Source organism: Mycobacterium sp. SVM_VP21 (genome assembly GCA_024758765.1).
In the GTDB taxonomy this organism is placed as follows: Bacteria; Actinomycetota; Actinomycetes; order Mycobacteriales; family Mycobacteriaceae; genus Mycobacterium; species Mycobacterium heraklionense_C.
In genome coordinates this window covers 245,802-260,589 of the sequence record CP101406.1, presented here as the reverse complement: position 1 = coordinate 260,589, position 14,788 = coordinate 245,802, and the positions used below count along the sequence as shown (strand labels likewise).

The window sequence follows — 14,788 nt, the reverse complement described above, 5'->3', positions numbered from 1 at the left end:
ATAGGTCGGGCTTCGTCACCGCTTGAGGGCTGTCCCTCGAAGCGAGGAAAATGGACGGTTGCGATGAGCTGCGGTATCTGCGCCGGGAGCTGCAAGCACGGATAGAGATCCAGCCCGCGAGGTACTGGTCAGCTCGGCTTCTCGCCGCGCTGATAGCCGTCTTCGACCTCGAGTTCAGCACGAACCCCAGCGATGGCGGCCTCGATCCCAGCGGCCGACCCCGGCTCAGTGTCGTCAGATAGGGCGCCGGCCGTGGCGTGCGGCCGGTCGCAGCTCTGCTCCCACCGGATGCGCTCCTCATTCGGCGAGAGCATGGCGACCAGGTTCCCCCGCTCCACGTAGATCCGCTCGAGCCAGTCCTCCAATTCAGGGGCCTGACCGCTACCGAGAATCCGGGTAGTCAGGTGGCCCGAGATCAACCACACGATGCGCCGAGTCTTGTCGAGCAACTCGGCCGACGGACCAGAGCGTAGAACTGCATCGGTCAATTCCGTCACCGCCCGCCAACTGTCTTCAACGATGGCCCTCAGAGACTCGACCGCTTCCGCCATTTGCGCGCGCATCTCGGGCGTTTGCTCGGTCGGGATGAGCTTCTCAAGGCCGCGGCCTAACCCGACACGACCGCTGTCGCGGGCTTCTCGAACCGTTATCGTCAGGCCTTCTAGCTCGTCCGCCGCATCCTTGCGGCCGACCTCCCGGAGCTGCTCCGGCGTCGCGCCCACCGCCTTGGCCATCCGAGCCAGGGTGTCAGCGGGTGCGCGCACAGGGACGCGAACGTCGGGGGTTTCTTGTTTATAACCCCTGACTATCTGAGTCCAGCGCGACGGCGATAGGTTGGCCAACTTGGCCGCGGCGCGCGCCGAAAGCTTCGGCTGCGCCGCCATTCGCAGGCGTTCAATCAATGCGCCCTCTGGTCGCTGCGTAGGTGTGCTCACCAGGTCAGTGTGCAGTCTGCATAGGTGCGAAGTCCAGCACCGGCCAACTTCAAGCCCCTTCGCAGTTACACGCGTGTGGTTTTCGAACATGCCTGGTCGTCGGCACCTTTCACACGGATGCACCCCTATGTGTTGACCTCTACACACCTACGCATGTACCGTGATTGTTACCGGACCGATTCGGTTCCGACATCAAGGGGAGTGCGCCGATGGCCAAGAAGCGAATTAGCGAGTACGGGGTTTGGGACCAGCTGCGGGTCATCCGCACCAAAGACGGTCAGAGTCTGGCGGACCTGTCTCGCACGTCCGGCGTCAGCCTCGGCTACCTGTCGGACCTCGAGAACGGCCACCGGTGGCCGAACCCGACGCAGGTCAAGAAACTCGCGATCGCCCTGAACTGCCCCATGTCGGTGCTGGAGCGGACCCGCAATGTCATCACGGACGGCGAATCTGTGACGCTGCGCGAGCTGGTTCGCGCCGTGGTCCGGGAAGTCCTCGACGAGCGCGCCCCACGGGCGGCCGCCTCGTGAAGACCTACAGCCTCGCCGAGGTCGCCGAGATGATCCTCCCGCCGGAATACAAGTGCCCCGAGCTGTGGCTCGTGCGCCGCCTCAACCGCGGCCAGATCAAGGGATACCGGGTCGGCAAAACCTGGCGCATGACCGAGGAACACCTGCAGCAGAGCGTCGAGCTGCTGAGCAACACGCTCAAGCGCCCCAAGGTACCCGAACCGATTGCCTACCCGGTCAGCGTCTTCGATGCGATCTCACCACGATCACGAGCACGGATGGAGCTTCCCGCATGAGCACCGACCTGATGCCCTTCGTCTACGCCGACACTGCGGTGCGCGTGATCGTGATCAACGGCGCACCGTGGTTCGTCCTGGCCGACCTGTGCGCGGTGCTCGCGATTCGCAACGGCCGGGACGTGGCCGCCCGGCTCGCTGACGATCAGAAGGGTGTCGGCCAGATCGACACCCCTGGCGGTCGGCAGCAGATGACCATCGTCAACGAGTCGGGCATGTACGAGGTCGTGATCCGCTCCGACAAGCCGGACGCGGTGGCGTTCCGGCGGTGGATCACCGGCGAAGTGCTGCCCGCTATCCGGCGTACAGGCTCCTACGGTGCTGACCACCCGCTGGCCGGACCTGAGCTGATGGCCGCTGGCTACGCCGAGGCGATGAAGGTGCTCGACCAGCGGGACGCCCGTATCCACCAACTCGAGTCGGAGCGGGCCGTCGACGCGCCGAAGGTCTCCTACGTCGATACCTACGTCACCGACGCTGACCTGCTGAGCTTCTCGACGGTCGCCTCGACGAACAACGTCAAAGAGTCGTGGCTGCGTGAGCTGCTGATGGAACGGGACTGGATCTACTGCCAGTCCGATTCGCGCTGGTCAGAACGTATCGGGAAGAAAGTCACGCGCAACCGGTACAGCGAGAAGGCCGACAAGAAGCGGTATTTCCGTCGGGTCGAGGTGCATGAGGCACCACGGTTCCGCGGCTCTGAGGTCATGCACACGCTTAAGATCACGCCGCAGGGCGCCGAGGCTATTGCTCGACTGATCGCCCGTGAGGCTGTGGCGTGATCGCGGCCGGCGCCCGGCTACCGCAGGGACCGTTGCGGTATGCGCCGTTTGGGCTTGGGGGCCGGGTCGGTGTCGACAAAGACGAGTTTGAGCAGTTCGACCGGATCGGTGTCGTAGGTGCGCGCAGCGTGGACGACGGTTTCGGCGCGTGGTGGTCGGCCGTAACGCCAGCCGCTGACGGCGCCGGGGCTGACGCCGAGGGTCTCGGCGATCTCCTGTTGAGTGTGGTCGCCGTGCAGCTCGGCGAGTGCGATGAGCCGTTTCCACCAGCGGGTTGGGGTGTCGGGCATGTGGCGAAATTTACCGCGCTGAATGCAAACACGCAAAGGCTGGCTTTGCAATCGAGCACGGAATGCTCACGTTCTTCGCCAGCGTGGCATCTCAATGAACATGCAGCACAACGGCTGAACACTCAGGCCGGAGCGGTGCGGCACCCACGTGGGCCGCTCGTGCAAACACGCACGCACTGCCTGCAATCGTGCACGCAATTCAATACACACGACTGAACTACCAGGAGTCACCCGTGCCACGACCAACCCTGACGCCCAACGCGAAGGGCTTCAGTCGGCTCGCAGTCCACACCGGCATTGATGACAACTACGCCGCGCTCGCCAAACGCATCGGCGTCAACACCAGCACGGTCTCGCGGATCATGCGCGGCCAGCACGAACCGAGCGGCCGATTCATCGCGGCTGTCCTCGCCGAATTCGGGACCAGTTGGTTCCACGAACTGTTCGACGTCCACGGAGGTACGGCCGCATGAAAAAGCAGCTTCACCAGGTGCTCGACTCGCTGCTCGCCCAGCAGAAACGCTGCCGAGCACTGCCCGACGACCACAAGCCGCACCGCTGCGCACGCTGCCGCCGCGACATCGCGCACACCCGCATCCGCACCAGTGTGCAACGCCGCAAGGACGGAGCCGCGCGCCGTGCCGCCTGACTCGGGCGTGAGCTGCGACCAGTTCGACGTGCTGAGCAAGACACTCGCCGAGATCCGCGAGCACGTCGCCGACCTAGCCGACCAGGGAGCGACACCCGAGATGCTCGCCCGCAGCGTGACGTGGCTACGCCACGAAGCCGACACCGCACCCGGAATCGACCACCAGCTCTACCGGACGATCGCCGACACCATCGAACTCGAAATCGCCGCATTACAGAGACGTCAACCAGCCCAGTAACGCGAAAACCGGCCGCTGCAACGACCGGCTTTCACCAACCAATGAGGAAGGGACACAACACGATGCGGAATCGTTCCACCAGGATAACAGGCCAGCACCGCAAACCCTCCACCCTGCGCGAGAAGATCATCCCCGCCACGGTGTTCGCCGCGGCCCTGCTGATCTTCTCCTACGCGCTCAGTGGGCTCATCGCCCGCGCCGACACCGACGCCGGCATCGAATACGGGCACCAGAACGCGGCGACGATCTGCGCCGGCCTCGACGCCGACCCGACCGTTGCCGGCGTCAGAGAAGCCCTCGGCAACACCGTGCGCGGCAGCGCCCTGAGCCACTACCAGGCAGCGCTGGCGGTGGGGACTGCCGTGCACCACCACTGCAATTGGCATGAGCCGCTGCTGCAGCAGTATGTGGCGGCCAAGCAGCAGGGGCACCGCGAATGACCGCCGACATCGGTGGTATCGGCCCTGATGTTCCCGTCGGCTACGCACCGGCCGAACCTGGCGGCCTGCTGGTGGACTACGCGCCGACCCGCAATATCGATCGCGTCGCCGACGACGCCATCGACATCGCCGAACGCATCCGACGCGTCGACCCCTACCGGCTCTACGGCGAACTGGTCGAACTGTGCGCCCTACACCCCGCCAAAGGTGCCCAGCTACTGATGGCGTTCGCGGCATGGTTCGACCTCGACCTCACGCTGCCCGACCTGCAGATCCGCGCCGAGCAGACCGTCGCCGAGGCCCGGAGCCGCCAGCGATGAGCGACTACGACCGGCACACGTTTTTCTGCGACCTGTGCGACGCGATGTACGTCATCGACCTCACCGAGGACAAGTCACGGCTCTGCGATCGCTGCTACCTGGCCTGCAACCCGCACCCGCCGATCGGCTCGTTGGTCCGCTACGCCGACTGCAGGGGTCGCATCGTCATCGGCGCCGTCATCGACTACCGCGGCCGCGGCCTGACGGTCCAGCAAAAAGGGCGCATCGGTCACTCGATCATCACGCGCTGGGAACGGGTGACCCCATGACGAAACGAAGCCCGCGGCAATTGGAGGTGCTGCGCCGCAACGTGTCCATCGCGCGAGCGGCGTACATGGCGAAGGTCGGATTCTTTCAGGACCGCGCCGACTGTTTCGAGGCTGGACTTGCGGCCGGACTGCCTGTCTCCGCGGCTCTCACCGACGCCGGATGGTCGAACGCGGTAGCCGCCCACCGGGCCTACTCACGCCACCAACGGTCGAAGCCGCGCGCACTGCTCGTCGTATACAACGCGCACCGGGCCCTCAGACGGTGCGGCCGATGACGCATTACTCCGACCCGCCCGACGCCGCGCCGCAGCCGCTCAGCTGCCTCGACGGCACCCACTCGTACGCGCCTGGTGACGACGACCGAATCTGCTGGCGCTGCGGAGAATCCGAAGGGACACCACTGTGAACATCGAGCCCGGCAGCCCGGAATGGCTGCAGCTCATCACGCCCAGCAAGGTCGCGGCCATCCTCGGCGTCTCGCGGTTCGAGTCACCGTTCCGGCTGTGGCATCGCATGAAGGGCAACCTGCCGCCCGAGCCGCCCAAGGACATCTTCGCGGTCGGTCACGATTTCGAGCCGGCGCTCGCCGCGATCTGGCGGCGTAAGAATCCCGGCTGGCTGCTGTCGCCCGGTGAGGTGCAGGTCAGCAGCGCGGCGTTGCCGTTCCCGAACGTGGCGACCCTCGACCGGCGCGCTGTTCGCGGCAGTCTGCGCCGGGTGGTGGAGTTCAAAACCGCGCGCCGTATGGAGGACTGGGGCGACGAGTTCACCGACCAGGCGCCGGCCGACTACGCCGCGCAGGTCACATTTCAGATGATCGTCACGGGATTCATCCGGCATCCGGCGCACCTGCTGGTCATGGGGCCGTATTTCAACGATCACCTGTATGAGATCCCGTTCGACGTCGAGATCGCCGAGGCGATCGTCAACCGCTGCAACCGGTTCTACCAGTCCCTGCAGTCGGATACGCCGCCTGCGCTCGACGACAGTGTCGCCACCTACGAGGCCGTCCGACAACTGCACCCGGACATCAACGACGGCGAAATCGCCGAGATACCACCAGTGCTTGCCTGCCAGGTACTCGACTGGCATCGCGAACAGACGCACGCTGACAAGAGCCTGCGCGGCTTCAAGACGCAATTGCTCGACGCGATGGGCAACGCCCAGATCGCCGAATGCGGCGGCATCACCGTCGCCAAACGCACACCAGCCGCCCGTGGCGCCGTAGCCCTGCGCATCGAAGCCAAAAACCACGAAGCCCTGCACGACGCCAACCGCGGCGCCTGGTGAAACAACAAGGAGGACAAAGCAAACATGGAATCACAAGCCCCGCAGGTAACACCCGAAGATCTCACGATCGCACCCGGCGTGATCATTCAAGAGCCCGACAGTAGCCCGCTCTCGACTCGCGGCGGCGTAATGGCTAACCGGGCCACCTCCGCGGCGCCCGTGATGTTCGCCGGCCGGTCGGAGTTCACGCCGCACGAGATCGCGATGCTCCGGCAGATCGGTGTCGAGGACGCCGAACCGGCCGACCTCGACCTGTTTTTCCACATCTGCAAACGCACCGGCCTCGACCCGTTCGCCCGCCAGATCTACATGATCGGCCGCGAAACCGACGTCAAGGTCCGCGTACAGCTCGACAACGGCAACAGTCGCGTCGAAACCCAGCGGATGATGAAGTTCACCATCCAAACCGGCATCGACGGCTACCGACTCATCGGCGTACGCGCCAGCCGCGCACAAGGCGACCAGACCTCACACGACGAACCCCTGTGGCGCGGAAAACCCGGCAGCGACTTCGACGCCTGGACCGACTACTGGCCCGAGAGCGCCGGCCAGCCCGCGGCCTGCAAATACACGATCTGGGTCAACGGGCAACGCCACACCGCCGTCTGCAACTTCAACGAATACGCCCAGTACAAGGGCAGCGGCGAGCTGACGTCGATGTGGAAGAAAATGCCGGCCAACCAGCTCGCCAAGTGCGCCGAGGCCCAAGCATGGCGCAAAGCCTACCCGGCCGATTTCTCGGGCGTCGTCCTCGAGGACGCCGCGCAGCCGGCGACGATCATCGACTCCGAGCCCGTACGCTCCGAGCCCCGCAAGGGCGGCCGCGGCCTGGGTGGTCTCCGCGACGCCGTCGCCGGCGACGACACATCAGCAGCACCTGCGCCGAGCGTCGTCGACTCCCGACGCGCCGACGCCGAGGTGCGCCTCGCCCAGCTGATCACCGGCACTGAGTGCCAGGACCGGGCCGAAGAACTGGTGCTGATCACCGCGCTACTCGGTGAGTCATTCGAGCCGTGCGGCGAGCACGGATTCGACAACCTCACCGACGAGCAGATGGTCAAGGTCGGCGCGCGTCTCGCCGCCTGGGAGAAAACCGGGCGCCTCGCCGACGAAGCCAACGGGGTACTCAACGCCGCACTCATCCGCAACGAGGGAGTCGAACAGTGACGGAAATGACGGAGCTGCCACTGTCCTCGCGGCTGCTGAACGCCGCCGATGCCCTCGAGGAACTCGAGGAACAGCGCCTCGGCGGTAAGCGGTGGGTGTTCGACATCGCCACTGTTCGACGCAAAGCCAGAGAAGTAGCGGAAAACGAAGCCGCGGCCACGCTGCACGCAGCCCAAGTGACGGAGATTCTCCGCGACTGCCTGCAGATCGCCGACAGTTGCGGCGGCGATCTGCAAGTCCTCGGCGAGGAACTCATCTCCCGCGGCTGGCGCAAGCCGGTCGACCTAAGAGATTCGGAGACGGGATCGTGAGCGTGGCTGAGCCCGACCGCGTTCGCGCGCGGGAGTGCGGTCGTGGCATGACCGATCCGCTGCCCGACGTCGGACTCTGGACCGCACCCATGCGCAAGTTTGCCGAGACGCTGTCGGATCGGGATGGTATCGGCGCCAGGATCTACGAGATCCTCAACCGACACCACCCCACGCGGCCGTTCTCCAACGTCGGTATCACCCGCGAAATCGTGACCGCCATCGAGCAGGAGCAGCAGCAGTGAGCGCGCCGGCCTGGTGCGGCGACCTCAACGCACCGCAGACCGTCGCGGCCCTAACCAAACGCTGCCCGCAGTGCGCGGCCGTACCCGGACAGCACTGCCGGCCGTACAACCGCAACCGCGTCGTCCACGAACAACGCTGTCCGGCCAGCGCACTCGAGAGGACGTCATGCTGACTCTCACGGATATGTTTTGCGGCGCCGGCGGCAGCTCCACTGGTGCGATGCAGATCCCGGACGTCGAGGTGGTGGTGGCGGCCAACCACTGGCAGCTGGCGATCGACACCCACGCCGAGAATCACCCCGACACCGACCACCGTTGCGCGGACCTGTCCCAGGTCGATCCGCGCGTATTCCCGCGCACCAATCTGGGGTGGTTCTCACCGTCGTGCACGAAACACTCGATCGCGCAGGGTAAGAAGCGGGCCGACGCGCAGCCGGATCTGTTCGGCGAGATCCTGCCGGACGAGGCGGCCGAGCGCTCACGCGCCACCATGTGGGACGTCGTGCGGTTCTCGGAGTATCACCACTACGAGGCGGTGATCGTCGAGAACGTGGTGGACGTGGCGCAGTGGCCGCCGTTCCGGGCGTGGCTGGCTGCCATGGAGTCCATTGGCTACCTGCATCGAATCGTCTACCTGAATTCGATGCACGCGCAGGTGTTCGGTGCTGGGGCGCCGCAGTCGCGGGACCGGATCTACATCGTGTTCTGGCGCGCGGGAAACACCGCCCCGGACTTGGAGCAGGTCGTGCGTCCGCACGCGATCTGTGGCGAGTGCGGGCCGGTGCGGGCCATGCAGGTGTGGAAGAAACCCGACCGGCCGTGGGGCCGCTACCGCGCCCAGTACAACTTCCGTTGTCCAAGCGGGAAGTGCCGCAACCAGATCGTCGAGCCACTGTTCCGGCCGGCGGCCGAGATCATCGACTGGACCCTGCTGGGCCAGCGGATCGGTGACCGCGACAAGCCACTGGCGGCCAAGACGCTGGGCCGCATCCAGGCGGCCATCGACCGCTACTGGGCGCCGTTCATCCTTGACCGCCGCGGCGAGTACCGGGTGCGTTCGCTCGGCGATCCGTTATCCACTGTGACGACGGTCGAGACCACGAAGGCGCTTGCGGTGCCGGTCGAGGGCCGCCTCGGTAAGTCTGCGTCGCCGGTGGGTGATCCGCTGCGCACGATGACGACCCGCAGCGAGACCGGGCTGGCGTTCATCGCGGAACTGCGCGGCGGCGGCAGCGTCGCGCGGCCCACGGCGGACCCGCTAGCCACCGTCACCGCATCCGGGAACCACCACGGTTTGGTGACGGTCGATCACGGCGAAGTGACACGTGAGGACGTCTTCCACGGTCGGTGGTATCGCCATGAGCCGAAGCCACTGATCACCAGTTACTACGGCAACGGTGGGTCGCGGCCCGCCGACCATGAGCTTCCCACGGTCACAACGGTCGAGACGCACGCTCTGCTCACCCGGCCCACTGTCGACATCAACGACGTCCTGTTCCGCATGCTCGAGCCACGCGAGATCGCCCGCGCAATGGACTTCCCCGCCGACTACCGAATCCTCGGCAACCGCCGCGAACAGGTCCGCCAGTCCGGCAACGCGGTGACTCCGCCAGCGGCGCGTGACCTGGTCGGTGTGGTGGCGGAATCGCTGGGAGTCAACGCATGACCGCGACGCTCACAACGCGCGAGCTGCTCGACCGACTGCAGCGCCACTACATCAAGCCCGGCGCACCGCTGCCCGGCGGGATATCCCTGCCCGAGGTCGGATGGAACGGTGCCAGCGGCGGCGGCTGTGACGCCATCTATGTCGGCTTCACCAGCACCAGCGGTCGCATCCTCGTCGGCCACGAGCTCAAAGTCAGTCGCGCCGACTGGCTCAACGAGCTCAACAAGCCCGGCAAAGCCGACCCATGGGCCGACCAGTGCCACGAATGGTGGCTCGTCGTCAACGATCCCGCCATCGTCCACGACGGCGAACTACCCGCCGGTTGGGGACTCATGGCGCCCGGACCGTCGAAAACCCGCATGAAGATCGTCACCAAACCGGCCCGCAAAGAACCCGACCACACACCGTCGTGGCGGGCCGTCCGGTCGATCATGGCCCGACAGGACACCCTGCGCGCCGAGGCGATCCTCGCCGGCCAACGCCGCGCCAACGAAGCCGCGATAGTCCAGGTACGTGCCGACGTCGAACGGGAAATCGCGCGACGACAGGGCATCTCACCCGCGGTCGAGCGTGCCCGTGAGCTGATCGGGAAGATCGCCCTGCAACGCAAGTACATGCCGGACAACACGGACGCCCTGGCCGCCGCGGTGTGCGAGGTGCTCGACGGTCGACAAGTGCTCGACGACGTGAAGAACCTCGCACGCAATCGCCTACGCGACATCAGAAACGGCACCAAGGCACTCGAATCGAGTTGGGAATACAAGGCTCTCGCCAAGCTGCTCGGCGACACCATCGAGGCCAGCGCATGACGGCCCCCGCGTTGGCCGACTGCGATTTCTACGCCGAGATCAATGACGCCGGCTACTTCGTCGGCCGCTGCCCGCAATACCCCGACGTCCACGGCCGCTCACGCAAGCGCCGGCTCGACGCCGTCGACGACATCATCGACCAGGTTCGCGACCACATCCAACGCCAAACCGACAAGTGAGGAACCACGACCATGGCTAACGAAAATGCCGTTCTTCGATACCTCGAAAGCGAGGGCGTGACGACCGGTGAAATCGAGTCATTCACAACGGAATCGATCACCATCCGCGGACCGTTCAATCCTGGCGCCGCGCTCGCGCTACGTCCCGGCAGGCGCGTTTTCATCCTCGACGAGGACACCGCCATCGAGGTTATGCCCGAGCGGTCGGAGTTCTGATGAAGTTCACACTGCAAGCGGGCGCACTGGCCGAGGCGATCGCCGCCGGCATCAGCTCGGTACCGTCGCGCCCCATCAACCCGATCCTTGGCGGCGTGCTGATGGAGGCGCAAGTCGGGGCCGTCACGTTGTCCAGCTTCAACTACGACCGCGCCACCATGCGCGTCGTCGCGGCCGATGTGATGGACACCGACACCGCGGTCGTTTCCGGCCGGCTACTCGCCGCTGTGGGCGCCAATCTGCCGAAGACGGCGGAATGCACCGCGACCACGTCCGGCAACCACATGGTGATCACTGCAGGCCGATCCGAGTACCGGCTCCCGCTCATGCACGCAGACGACTACCCGCGACTGCCCGAGATGACCGCCGCCGACGTGATCGGCACCGTCGACGCCGCGGCGTTCAGCGACGCTGTCCGTGCTATCGGTGGATTCGCTTCCACCGACCCGCAGCCGCCGGAACTGACCGCCCTCAAGTTCGTCTGCACACCGACGTCGTTGACGCTGTCGGCGACCGACCGATTCATGATCGGCCGCCGACGCCTGGACTGGTCGGGCACGACCGAGACGAGTTTCAACGCGGTCGCGGCCGATGTCCTCGGCACGATCAAATCTCTATCGGATGCCAGCGAGATCGAGCTGCTCGCGAACGGCAAGACGATCGGATTCCGCACGTCGTCCACGACGGTCGTTAGCCAGGTGCTCGACGAGGAAGTGGCGTCACTCGATCGATTCCTCGCACCACAGGACTTTTCCACCGCGTGCATCGTCAAAACCTCCGAGCTGGTGTCGATGTTGAAGCGAGCGACGGCGATCGCGTCCGACACCTGGACGCGGGTCAACCTCGTTGCCGATGACGGCACGCTCGCGGTGGTGACCAGCGCCAGCGAGACCGGCGTAATCGCCGACGCGATCGAGGCCGAGCACGCGGGCAGACGGCGCGAGCTGACACTGTCGGCGCGCCGGCTGCATAGCGCGATGGCCGCGGTAGACGAATCACAAACCACGCTGGCGTTCAAAGAGACCGGGCACCTTATCCACATCTACCCCGGTGCATCGCCATCGCCGCTGGCCACGCCACCGGTCGATACCGCGGCCATCCTGATCGGAATGCGCGCCTGATGCCGGGGGATCTGACTCCGTCAGTTGTCTTTCGTCCGCGGTGGCGTCTCGACGCAACCGGGTTCGTCGCCCGGTATCGCGGCCAGTGGGCGTCAGATGAGTCTTGGTCCGACCGTGATCTTCTGACGCAGATCATCCGCCGCTGCCCGAATGGCGACCAGATGGAAATCGTTGAGGTAACGGCGTCGTTCGAGGCGACGCGGTGAGCGCGTGGGGCGCGTGGCTATCCGACCGCGACGACGAGCGTGTGCAGGCCGCACTGCGGCGACGCTGCGGCCTGTGCGGTGAACGTTCCGGCTCCGACTGCAGCGATCTGTTTGGCCGGCCACTGGCGACCGGCATCGTCCACATGATCCGCGTGCCGAAACGCGTGCTGCTAGCCCACCAGAACGGAGACCGATGACGACCCGCGAGTACGCGAAGAACCTGTTTTCGCAGTGGTCCGACGATGATTTCTGCAACCAGCCGGTGTTCGACAAGCTGCTGTTTCAGGTGCTCAACGGCCAGCGTGCCGTGAACGCGGCCGGTGTGCAGCCCATCAACTACACGCGATGGGCGAAAGCCATGCGTGACGGCGATCGCCTGCCCACGGTCGGCGAGCTACAGGCCGCCCTGGCGCGCATGGAAGCCCGCGGCTACGTCTACCTCGACGAGGACACCGGCGAGCTGTTGATCCGCACGCGGATGCGTAACGACGGCCTCGAGAAACAGCCGACGGTGTTCCTGTCGGCGCTGCGGTTCCTGGCGGTGTTCGACTCGCCGAAGTTCGGAGCCGTGATGTACCGCGAGCTCGAGCGCATGACGGTACCCGAGGTAAAGAGCGACAAGGACCATGCGAAGCGGCTGCAGTCAGCGATCACCCTGGCCGATGTGGCAGCGCGTGAGCGTCTCCAACTACTGGCCGCACGGTACGAAATGCCCGACGCAGTACCCAATGCGATACCCAATCTGATACCCAATCCGATTGGGTATCAGGAAGGGTATAGCCGACCTGCGGAAATGCCTGTCGCGTCGATACCCAACCCGATACCCAACCCCATACCCTCAGTTTCTGGTTCTGTTTCTGTTTCAAACCCCCGTAACGATGTTGGTCACCTGGGGGGTACGCGCGAGCACGCACGCGACGCCGACGGCACCACCGCAGCCGTTCCCGGCCCGGACAACGAACCCCCCAGACGATGCAAAAAACACATCAACGACCCGACCGGCTACGACGACGACTGCGGTCCCTGCGCGAACTTCGGCAAGGCCCACACCCGCTGGGAGGACCGTCAGCGTCGCCGCGCCGCGCAGGCCCGATCCGACGCTGCCCGCGCTGACGCCACGCTCAAGGCCCGCGATATCGCCGACTGCACGCTGTGCGACCAGCACGGCTACCGCAACGGCATCGTGTGCAACCACAACCCCGAGCAGGACGCGATCAATGAAAACGGCTCAGCGGCCGTCAGAGCCGCAATAGCCGCCAGTCGGGCACAACCACGCCAGGCCGACCCCGAAAGCTCGTCCACACCGCCACCAGCCGTCAAAAACACGCCGGAGGATTCAGTTCAGTGAACGAAATCAGCCCGAAGCCCGAGGACGTGCTCGTCGCGCTCGACTGGCAGACCATCACCTGCCAGCGCGCCGGCGTCAACTGCAAGCACCCCGCCAAGGTCGCCGTTGAGATCCACGCCATCGACTGCTGCGACGGCCGACCTGCCACCAACGAGTACGGCAACGTCGTCGTCATCGTGTGCCAGCTCTGCTACGGCGCGCTCATCCGCGACACCAACCGGTACCTGTTCATGCTCAGACGATTCGGCCGACCGCACTGCCTGAGCTGCCTGGCACCGCTGATGACCACCACCGATGCACTTCGGGCGGTGCGACCCATATGAGCCGCAAACCCAACTACCTGAGCGACCTCGTCGGACACGACACCGCATGGAAACGCCGCGCCGCCTGCGAACCCGACCCACGCTGGACCACCGACACCGAACCCGCACCGGCCGACCTGCTGCAAATGCGCGTCATCTGCCACCACTGCCCGGTACGAATCCACTGCCTCGAGCACGCCATCACCACCCGTGCAACCGCGGGCGTCTACGCCGGCATCTACCTACCGCCACCAGAACGAAAAACCAAGCATCACAGCGCGCTACTACGCGCAGCACTACGGGACGCGCTCGAGCGAGAGGAAGTTCACCCTTGAGTCACAACTGCGCGATCCCGAAATGCGACCGCACAACCCGTCAGCAGATCTGCCGGCCCTGCGCCGACGAGCTGCACGACATGCTGCGCGCACTGGTCGCCGGCGAAATCGACCGCAGCGGACGACAACGCCCCGGCTGGCTCGACTACCTCGACGACGCCTGCAGCGGCCAGACAAAACTCGGCGCACAAGCCCGCCACATCACCGAGCACGACGCACCGCTACCGGTGAACTTCAATGCCAACGCACTGCAGCGCCGCACCGCCGAAACCATCGTGTCCTGGGCGATCGTGCTGCGCGCCAGCACCGTCGCCTACCGACCCGGAATGTTCCCCCAGCAAGATCCCAAACTCGCCGCCACATGGATCGCCGACAACATCGAAGCCGTCGCCTACCACGAGCACGTCGCGCAGCTGCACGCCGACATCAAACGCACCACCTCCGCGATCAAACGCGCCATCGACTACCGACAGCCACCGCGATACTGCGGCCCTTGCATCGCGCCGCACCCGGACGCGCCCGACCTGCGATGCGACCGCGAGATCACCGTTCACCGCCGAGCCAAAACCGCGCGCTGCCCACGATGCAAGACCGAGCACCAGGTCGCCGAACTCATCCGCGAGAACCTCGCCGGCATGGAGCACTGGCACTTTCGCGCCCACGAACTGCTGCGCATCCTCGACAGCTTTGAGGTTCGCGTCAGCAAGACGACGTTCTACCGCTGGCGTCGTGAGGGCAAACTGCTGCCCTCGCAATACGACACCGACGACAAGCCGATGTTTCTGTTCGCTGACGTGCAGAAACTCATCGAGCAGAACACCACCAAACGCACCAGCAACACGCCCATCCAAACGACAGGAGCATGACA

General features: G+C 65.5%; 25 protein-coding genes. 23 read left to right on the top strand and 2 right to left on the bottom strand.

Annotated elements, in window-relative coordinates; genetic code table 11:
- Positions 1-128: 128 nt before the first annotated feature.
- Positions 129-935 (bottom strand): helix-turn-helix domain-containing protein, encoded by an 807-nt coding sequence (locus tag NM962_01385; protein UVO12852.1) that lies wholly within the window; start codon positions 933-935, stop codon positions 129-131.
- A gap of 209 nt (positions 936-1,144) precedes the next feature.
- On the opposite strand from NM962_01385, the gene NM962_01380 reads away from it, so the two are divergent.
- Genes NM962_01380 through NM962_01370 form a run of 3 tightly spaced genes read left to right on the top strand, consistent with a single transcriptional unit; the run spans position 1,145 to position 2,522 of the window.
- Positions 1,145-1,465 (top strand): helix-turn-helix domain-containing protein, encoded by a 321-nt coding sequence (locus NM962_01380; GenBank protein ID UVO12851.1) that lies wholly within the window; start codon positions 1,145-1,147, stop codon positions 1,463-1,465.
- Positions 1,462-1,740 (top strand): hypothetical protein, encoded by a 279-nt coding sequence (locus tag NM962_01375; GenBank protein UVO12850.1) that lies wholly within the window; start codon positions 1,462-1,464, stop codon positions 1,738-1,740. Before NM962_01380 ends, NM962_01375 begins: the two co-directional genes overlap by 4 nt.
- On the top strand, positions 1,737-2,522 hold the full coding sequence (locus tag NM962_01370) for a BRO family protein (protein ID UVO12849.1): 786 nt from the start codon (positions 1,737-1,739) through the stop codon (positions 2,520-2,522). The genes NM962_01375 and NM962_01370 overlap by 4 nt, the downstream gene beginning before the upstream one ends.
- A 17-nt stretch (positions 2,523-2,539) precedes the next feature.
- On the opposite strand, the gene NM962_01365 is transcribed toward NM962_01370, so the two are convergent.
- Positions 2,540-2,812, bottom strand: a complete 273-nt coding sequence (locus tag NM962_01365) for a helix-turn-helix domain-containing protein (GenBank protein UVO12848.1) — start codon at positions 2,810-2,812, stop codon at positions 2,540-2,542.
- Between the two features lie 233 nt (positions 2,813-3,045).
- On the opposite strand from NM962_01365, the gene NM962_01360 reads away from it, so the two are divergent.
- From NM962_01360 to NM962_01265, 20 genes are all read left to right on the top strand, one after another.
- Positions 3,046-3,285 carry a helix-turn-helix transcriptional regulator gene (locus NM962_01360; GenBank protein UVO12847.1) on the top strand — a complete coding sequence of 80 codons (240 nt, stop codon included), beginning with the start codon at positions 3,046-3,048 and terminating at the stop codon, positions 3,283-3,285.
- Positions 3,282-3,461: a hypothetical protein gene (locus NM962_01355; GenBank protein ID UVO12846.1), complete on the top strand. Its 180-nt coding sequence runs from the start codon at positions 3,282-3,284 to the stop codon at positions 3,459-3,461. The genes NM962_01360 and NM962_01355 overlap by 4 nt, the downstream gene beginning before the upstream one ends.
- Positions 3,451-3,699 (top strand): hypothetical protein, encoded by a 249-nt coding sequence (locus NM962_01350; GenBank protein UVO12845.1) that lies wholly within the window; start codon positions 3,451-3,453, stop codon positions 3,697-3,699. Before NM962_01355 ends, NM962_01350 begins: the two co-directional genes overlap by 11 nt.
- 62 nt (positions 3,700-3,761) lie before the next feature.
- Positions 3,762-4,139 (top strand): DUF732 domain-containing protein, encoded by a 378-nt coding sequence (locus NM962_01345; protein UVO12844.1) that lies wholly within the window; start codon positions 3,762-3,764, stop codon positions 4,137-4,139.
- Positions 4,136-4,459, top strand: a complete 324-nt coding sequence (locus NM962_01340) for a hypothetical protein (GenBank protein UVO12843.1) — start codon at positions 4,136-4,138, stop codon at positions 4,457-4,459. The genes NM962_01345 and NM962_01340 overlap by 4 nt, the downstream gene beginning before the upstream one ends.
- Positions 4,456-4,728 (top strand): hypothetical protein, encoded by a 273-nt coding sequence (locus tag NM962_01335; GenBank protein UVO12842.1) that lies wholly within the window; start codon positions 4,456-4,458, stop codon positions 4,726-4,728. Before NM962_01340 ends, NM962_01335 begins: the two co-directional genes overlap by 4 nt.
- A gap of 402 nt (positions 4,729-5,130) precedes the next feature.
- Complete coding sequence (locus NM962_01330) at positions 5,131-6,018, top strand: YqaJ viral recombinase family protein (protein UVO12841.1); 888 nt, start codon at positions 5,131-5,133, stop codon at positions 6,016-6,018.
- A gap of 24 nt (positions 6,019-6,042) precedes the next feature.
- Positions 6,043-7,185 carry a recombinase RecT gene (locus NM962_01325; GenBank protein ID UVO12840.1) on the top strand — a complete coding sequence of 381 codons (1,143 nt, stop codon included), beginning with the start codon at positions 6,043-6,045 and terminating at the stop codon, positions 7,183-7,185.
- A gap of 5 nt (positions 7,186-7,190) precedes the next feature.
- The gene (locus NM962_01320; GenBank protein ID UVO12839.1) at positions 7,191-7,496 is read left to right on the top strand and encodes a hypothetical protein; all 306 of its coding nucleotides are present in this window, start codon (positions 7,191-7,193) and stop codon (positions 7,494-7,496) included.
- 47 nt (positions 7,497-7,543) lie between these two features.
- Positions 7,544-7,738 (top strand): hypothetical protein, encoded by a 195-nt coding sequence (locus NM962_01315; protein UVO12838.1) that lies wholly within the window; start codon positions 7,544-7,546, stop codon positions 7,736-7,738.
- Positions 7,739-7,904: 166 nt separating this feature from the next.
- A complete protein-coding gene (locus tag NM962_01310; protein UVO12837.1) occupies positions 7,905-9,404 on the top strand; it encodes a DNA cytosine methyltransferase in 1,500 nt (499 codons plus the stop codon).
- A complete protein-coding gene (locus tag NM962_01305) occupies positions 9,401-10,213 on the top strand; it encodes a hypothetical protein (GenBank protein UVO12836.1) in 813 nt (270 codons plus the stop codon). The genes NM962_01310 and NM962_01305 overlap by 4 nt, the downstream gene beginning before the upstream one ends.
- Positions 10,210-10,392: a hypothetical protein gene (locus NM962_01300; protein UVO12835.1), complete on the top strand. Its 183-nt coding sequence runs from the start codon at positions 10,210-10,212 to the stop codon at positions 10,390-10,392. The genes NM962_01305 and NM962_01300 overlap by 4 nt, the downstream gene beginning before the upstream one ends.
- A 12-nt stretch (positions 10,393-10,404) precedes the next feature.
- Entirely contained in the window at positions 10,405-10,608 is a 204-nt protein-coding gene (locus NM962_01295) for a hypothetical protein (GenBank protein UVO12834.1), read from the top strand.
- Positions 10,608-11,729, top strand: a complete 1,122-nt coding sequence (locus tag NM962_01290; protein ID UVO12833.1) for a DNA polymerase III subunit beta — start codon at positions 10,608-10,610, stop codon at positions 11,727-11,729. The genes NM962_01295 and NM962_01290 overlap by 1 nt, the downstream gene beginning before the upstream one ends.
- Positions 11,730-11,931: 202 nt before the next feature.
- Positions 11,932-12,132 carry a hypothetical protein gene (locus NM962_01285; GenBank protein UVO12832.1) on the top strand — a complete coding sequence of 67 codons (201 nt, stop codon included), beginning with the start codon at positions 11,932-11,934 and terminating at the stop codon, positions 12,130-12,132.
- A complete protein-coding gene (locus tag NM962_01280) occupies positions 12,129-13,283 on the top strand; it encodes a hypothetical protein (GenBank protein UVO12831.1) in 1,155 nt (384 codons plus the stop codon). Before NM962_01285 ends, NM962_01280 begins: the two co-directional genes overlap by 4 nt.
- Positions 13,280-13,606, top strand: a complete 327-nt coding sequence (locus NM962_01275; GenBank protein ID UVO12830.1) for a hypothetical protein — start codon at positions 13,280-13,282, stop codon at positions 13,604-13,606. Before NM962_01280 ends, NM962_01275 begins: the two co-directional genes overlap by 4 nt.
- On the top strand, positions 13,603-13,920 hold the full coding sequence (locus tag NM962_01270; GenBank protein UVO12829.1) for a WhiB family transcriptional regulator: 318 nt from the start codon (positions 13,603-13,605) through the stop codon (positions 13,918-13,920). The genes NM962_01275 and NM962_01270 overlap by 4 nt, the downstream gene beginning before the upstream one ends.
- On the top strand, positions 13,917-14,786 hold the full coding sequence (locus NM962_01265; GenBank protein ID UVO12828.1) for a hypothetical protein: 870 nt from the start codon (positions 13,917-13,919) through the stop codon (positions 14,784-14,786). Before NM962_01270 ends, NM962_01265 begins: the two co-directional genes overlap by 4 nt.
- Positions 14,787-14,788: the final 2 nt, after the last annotated feature.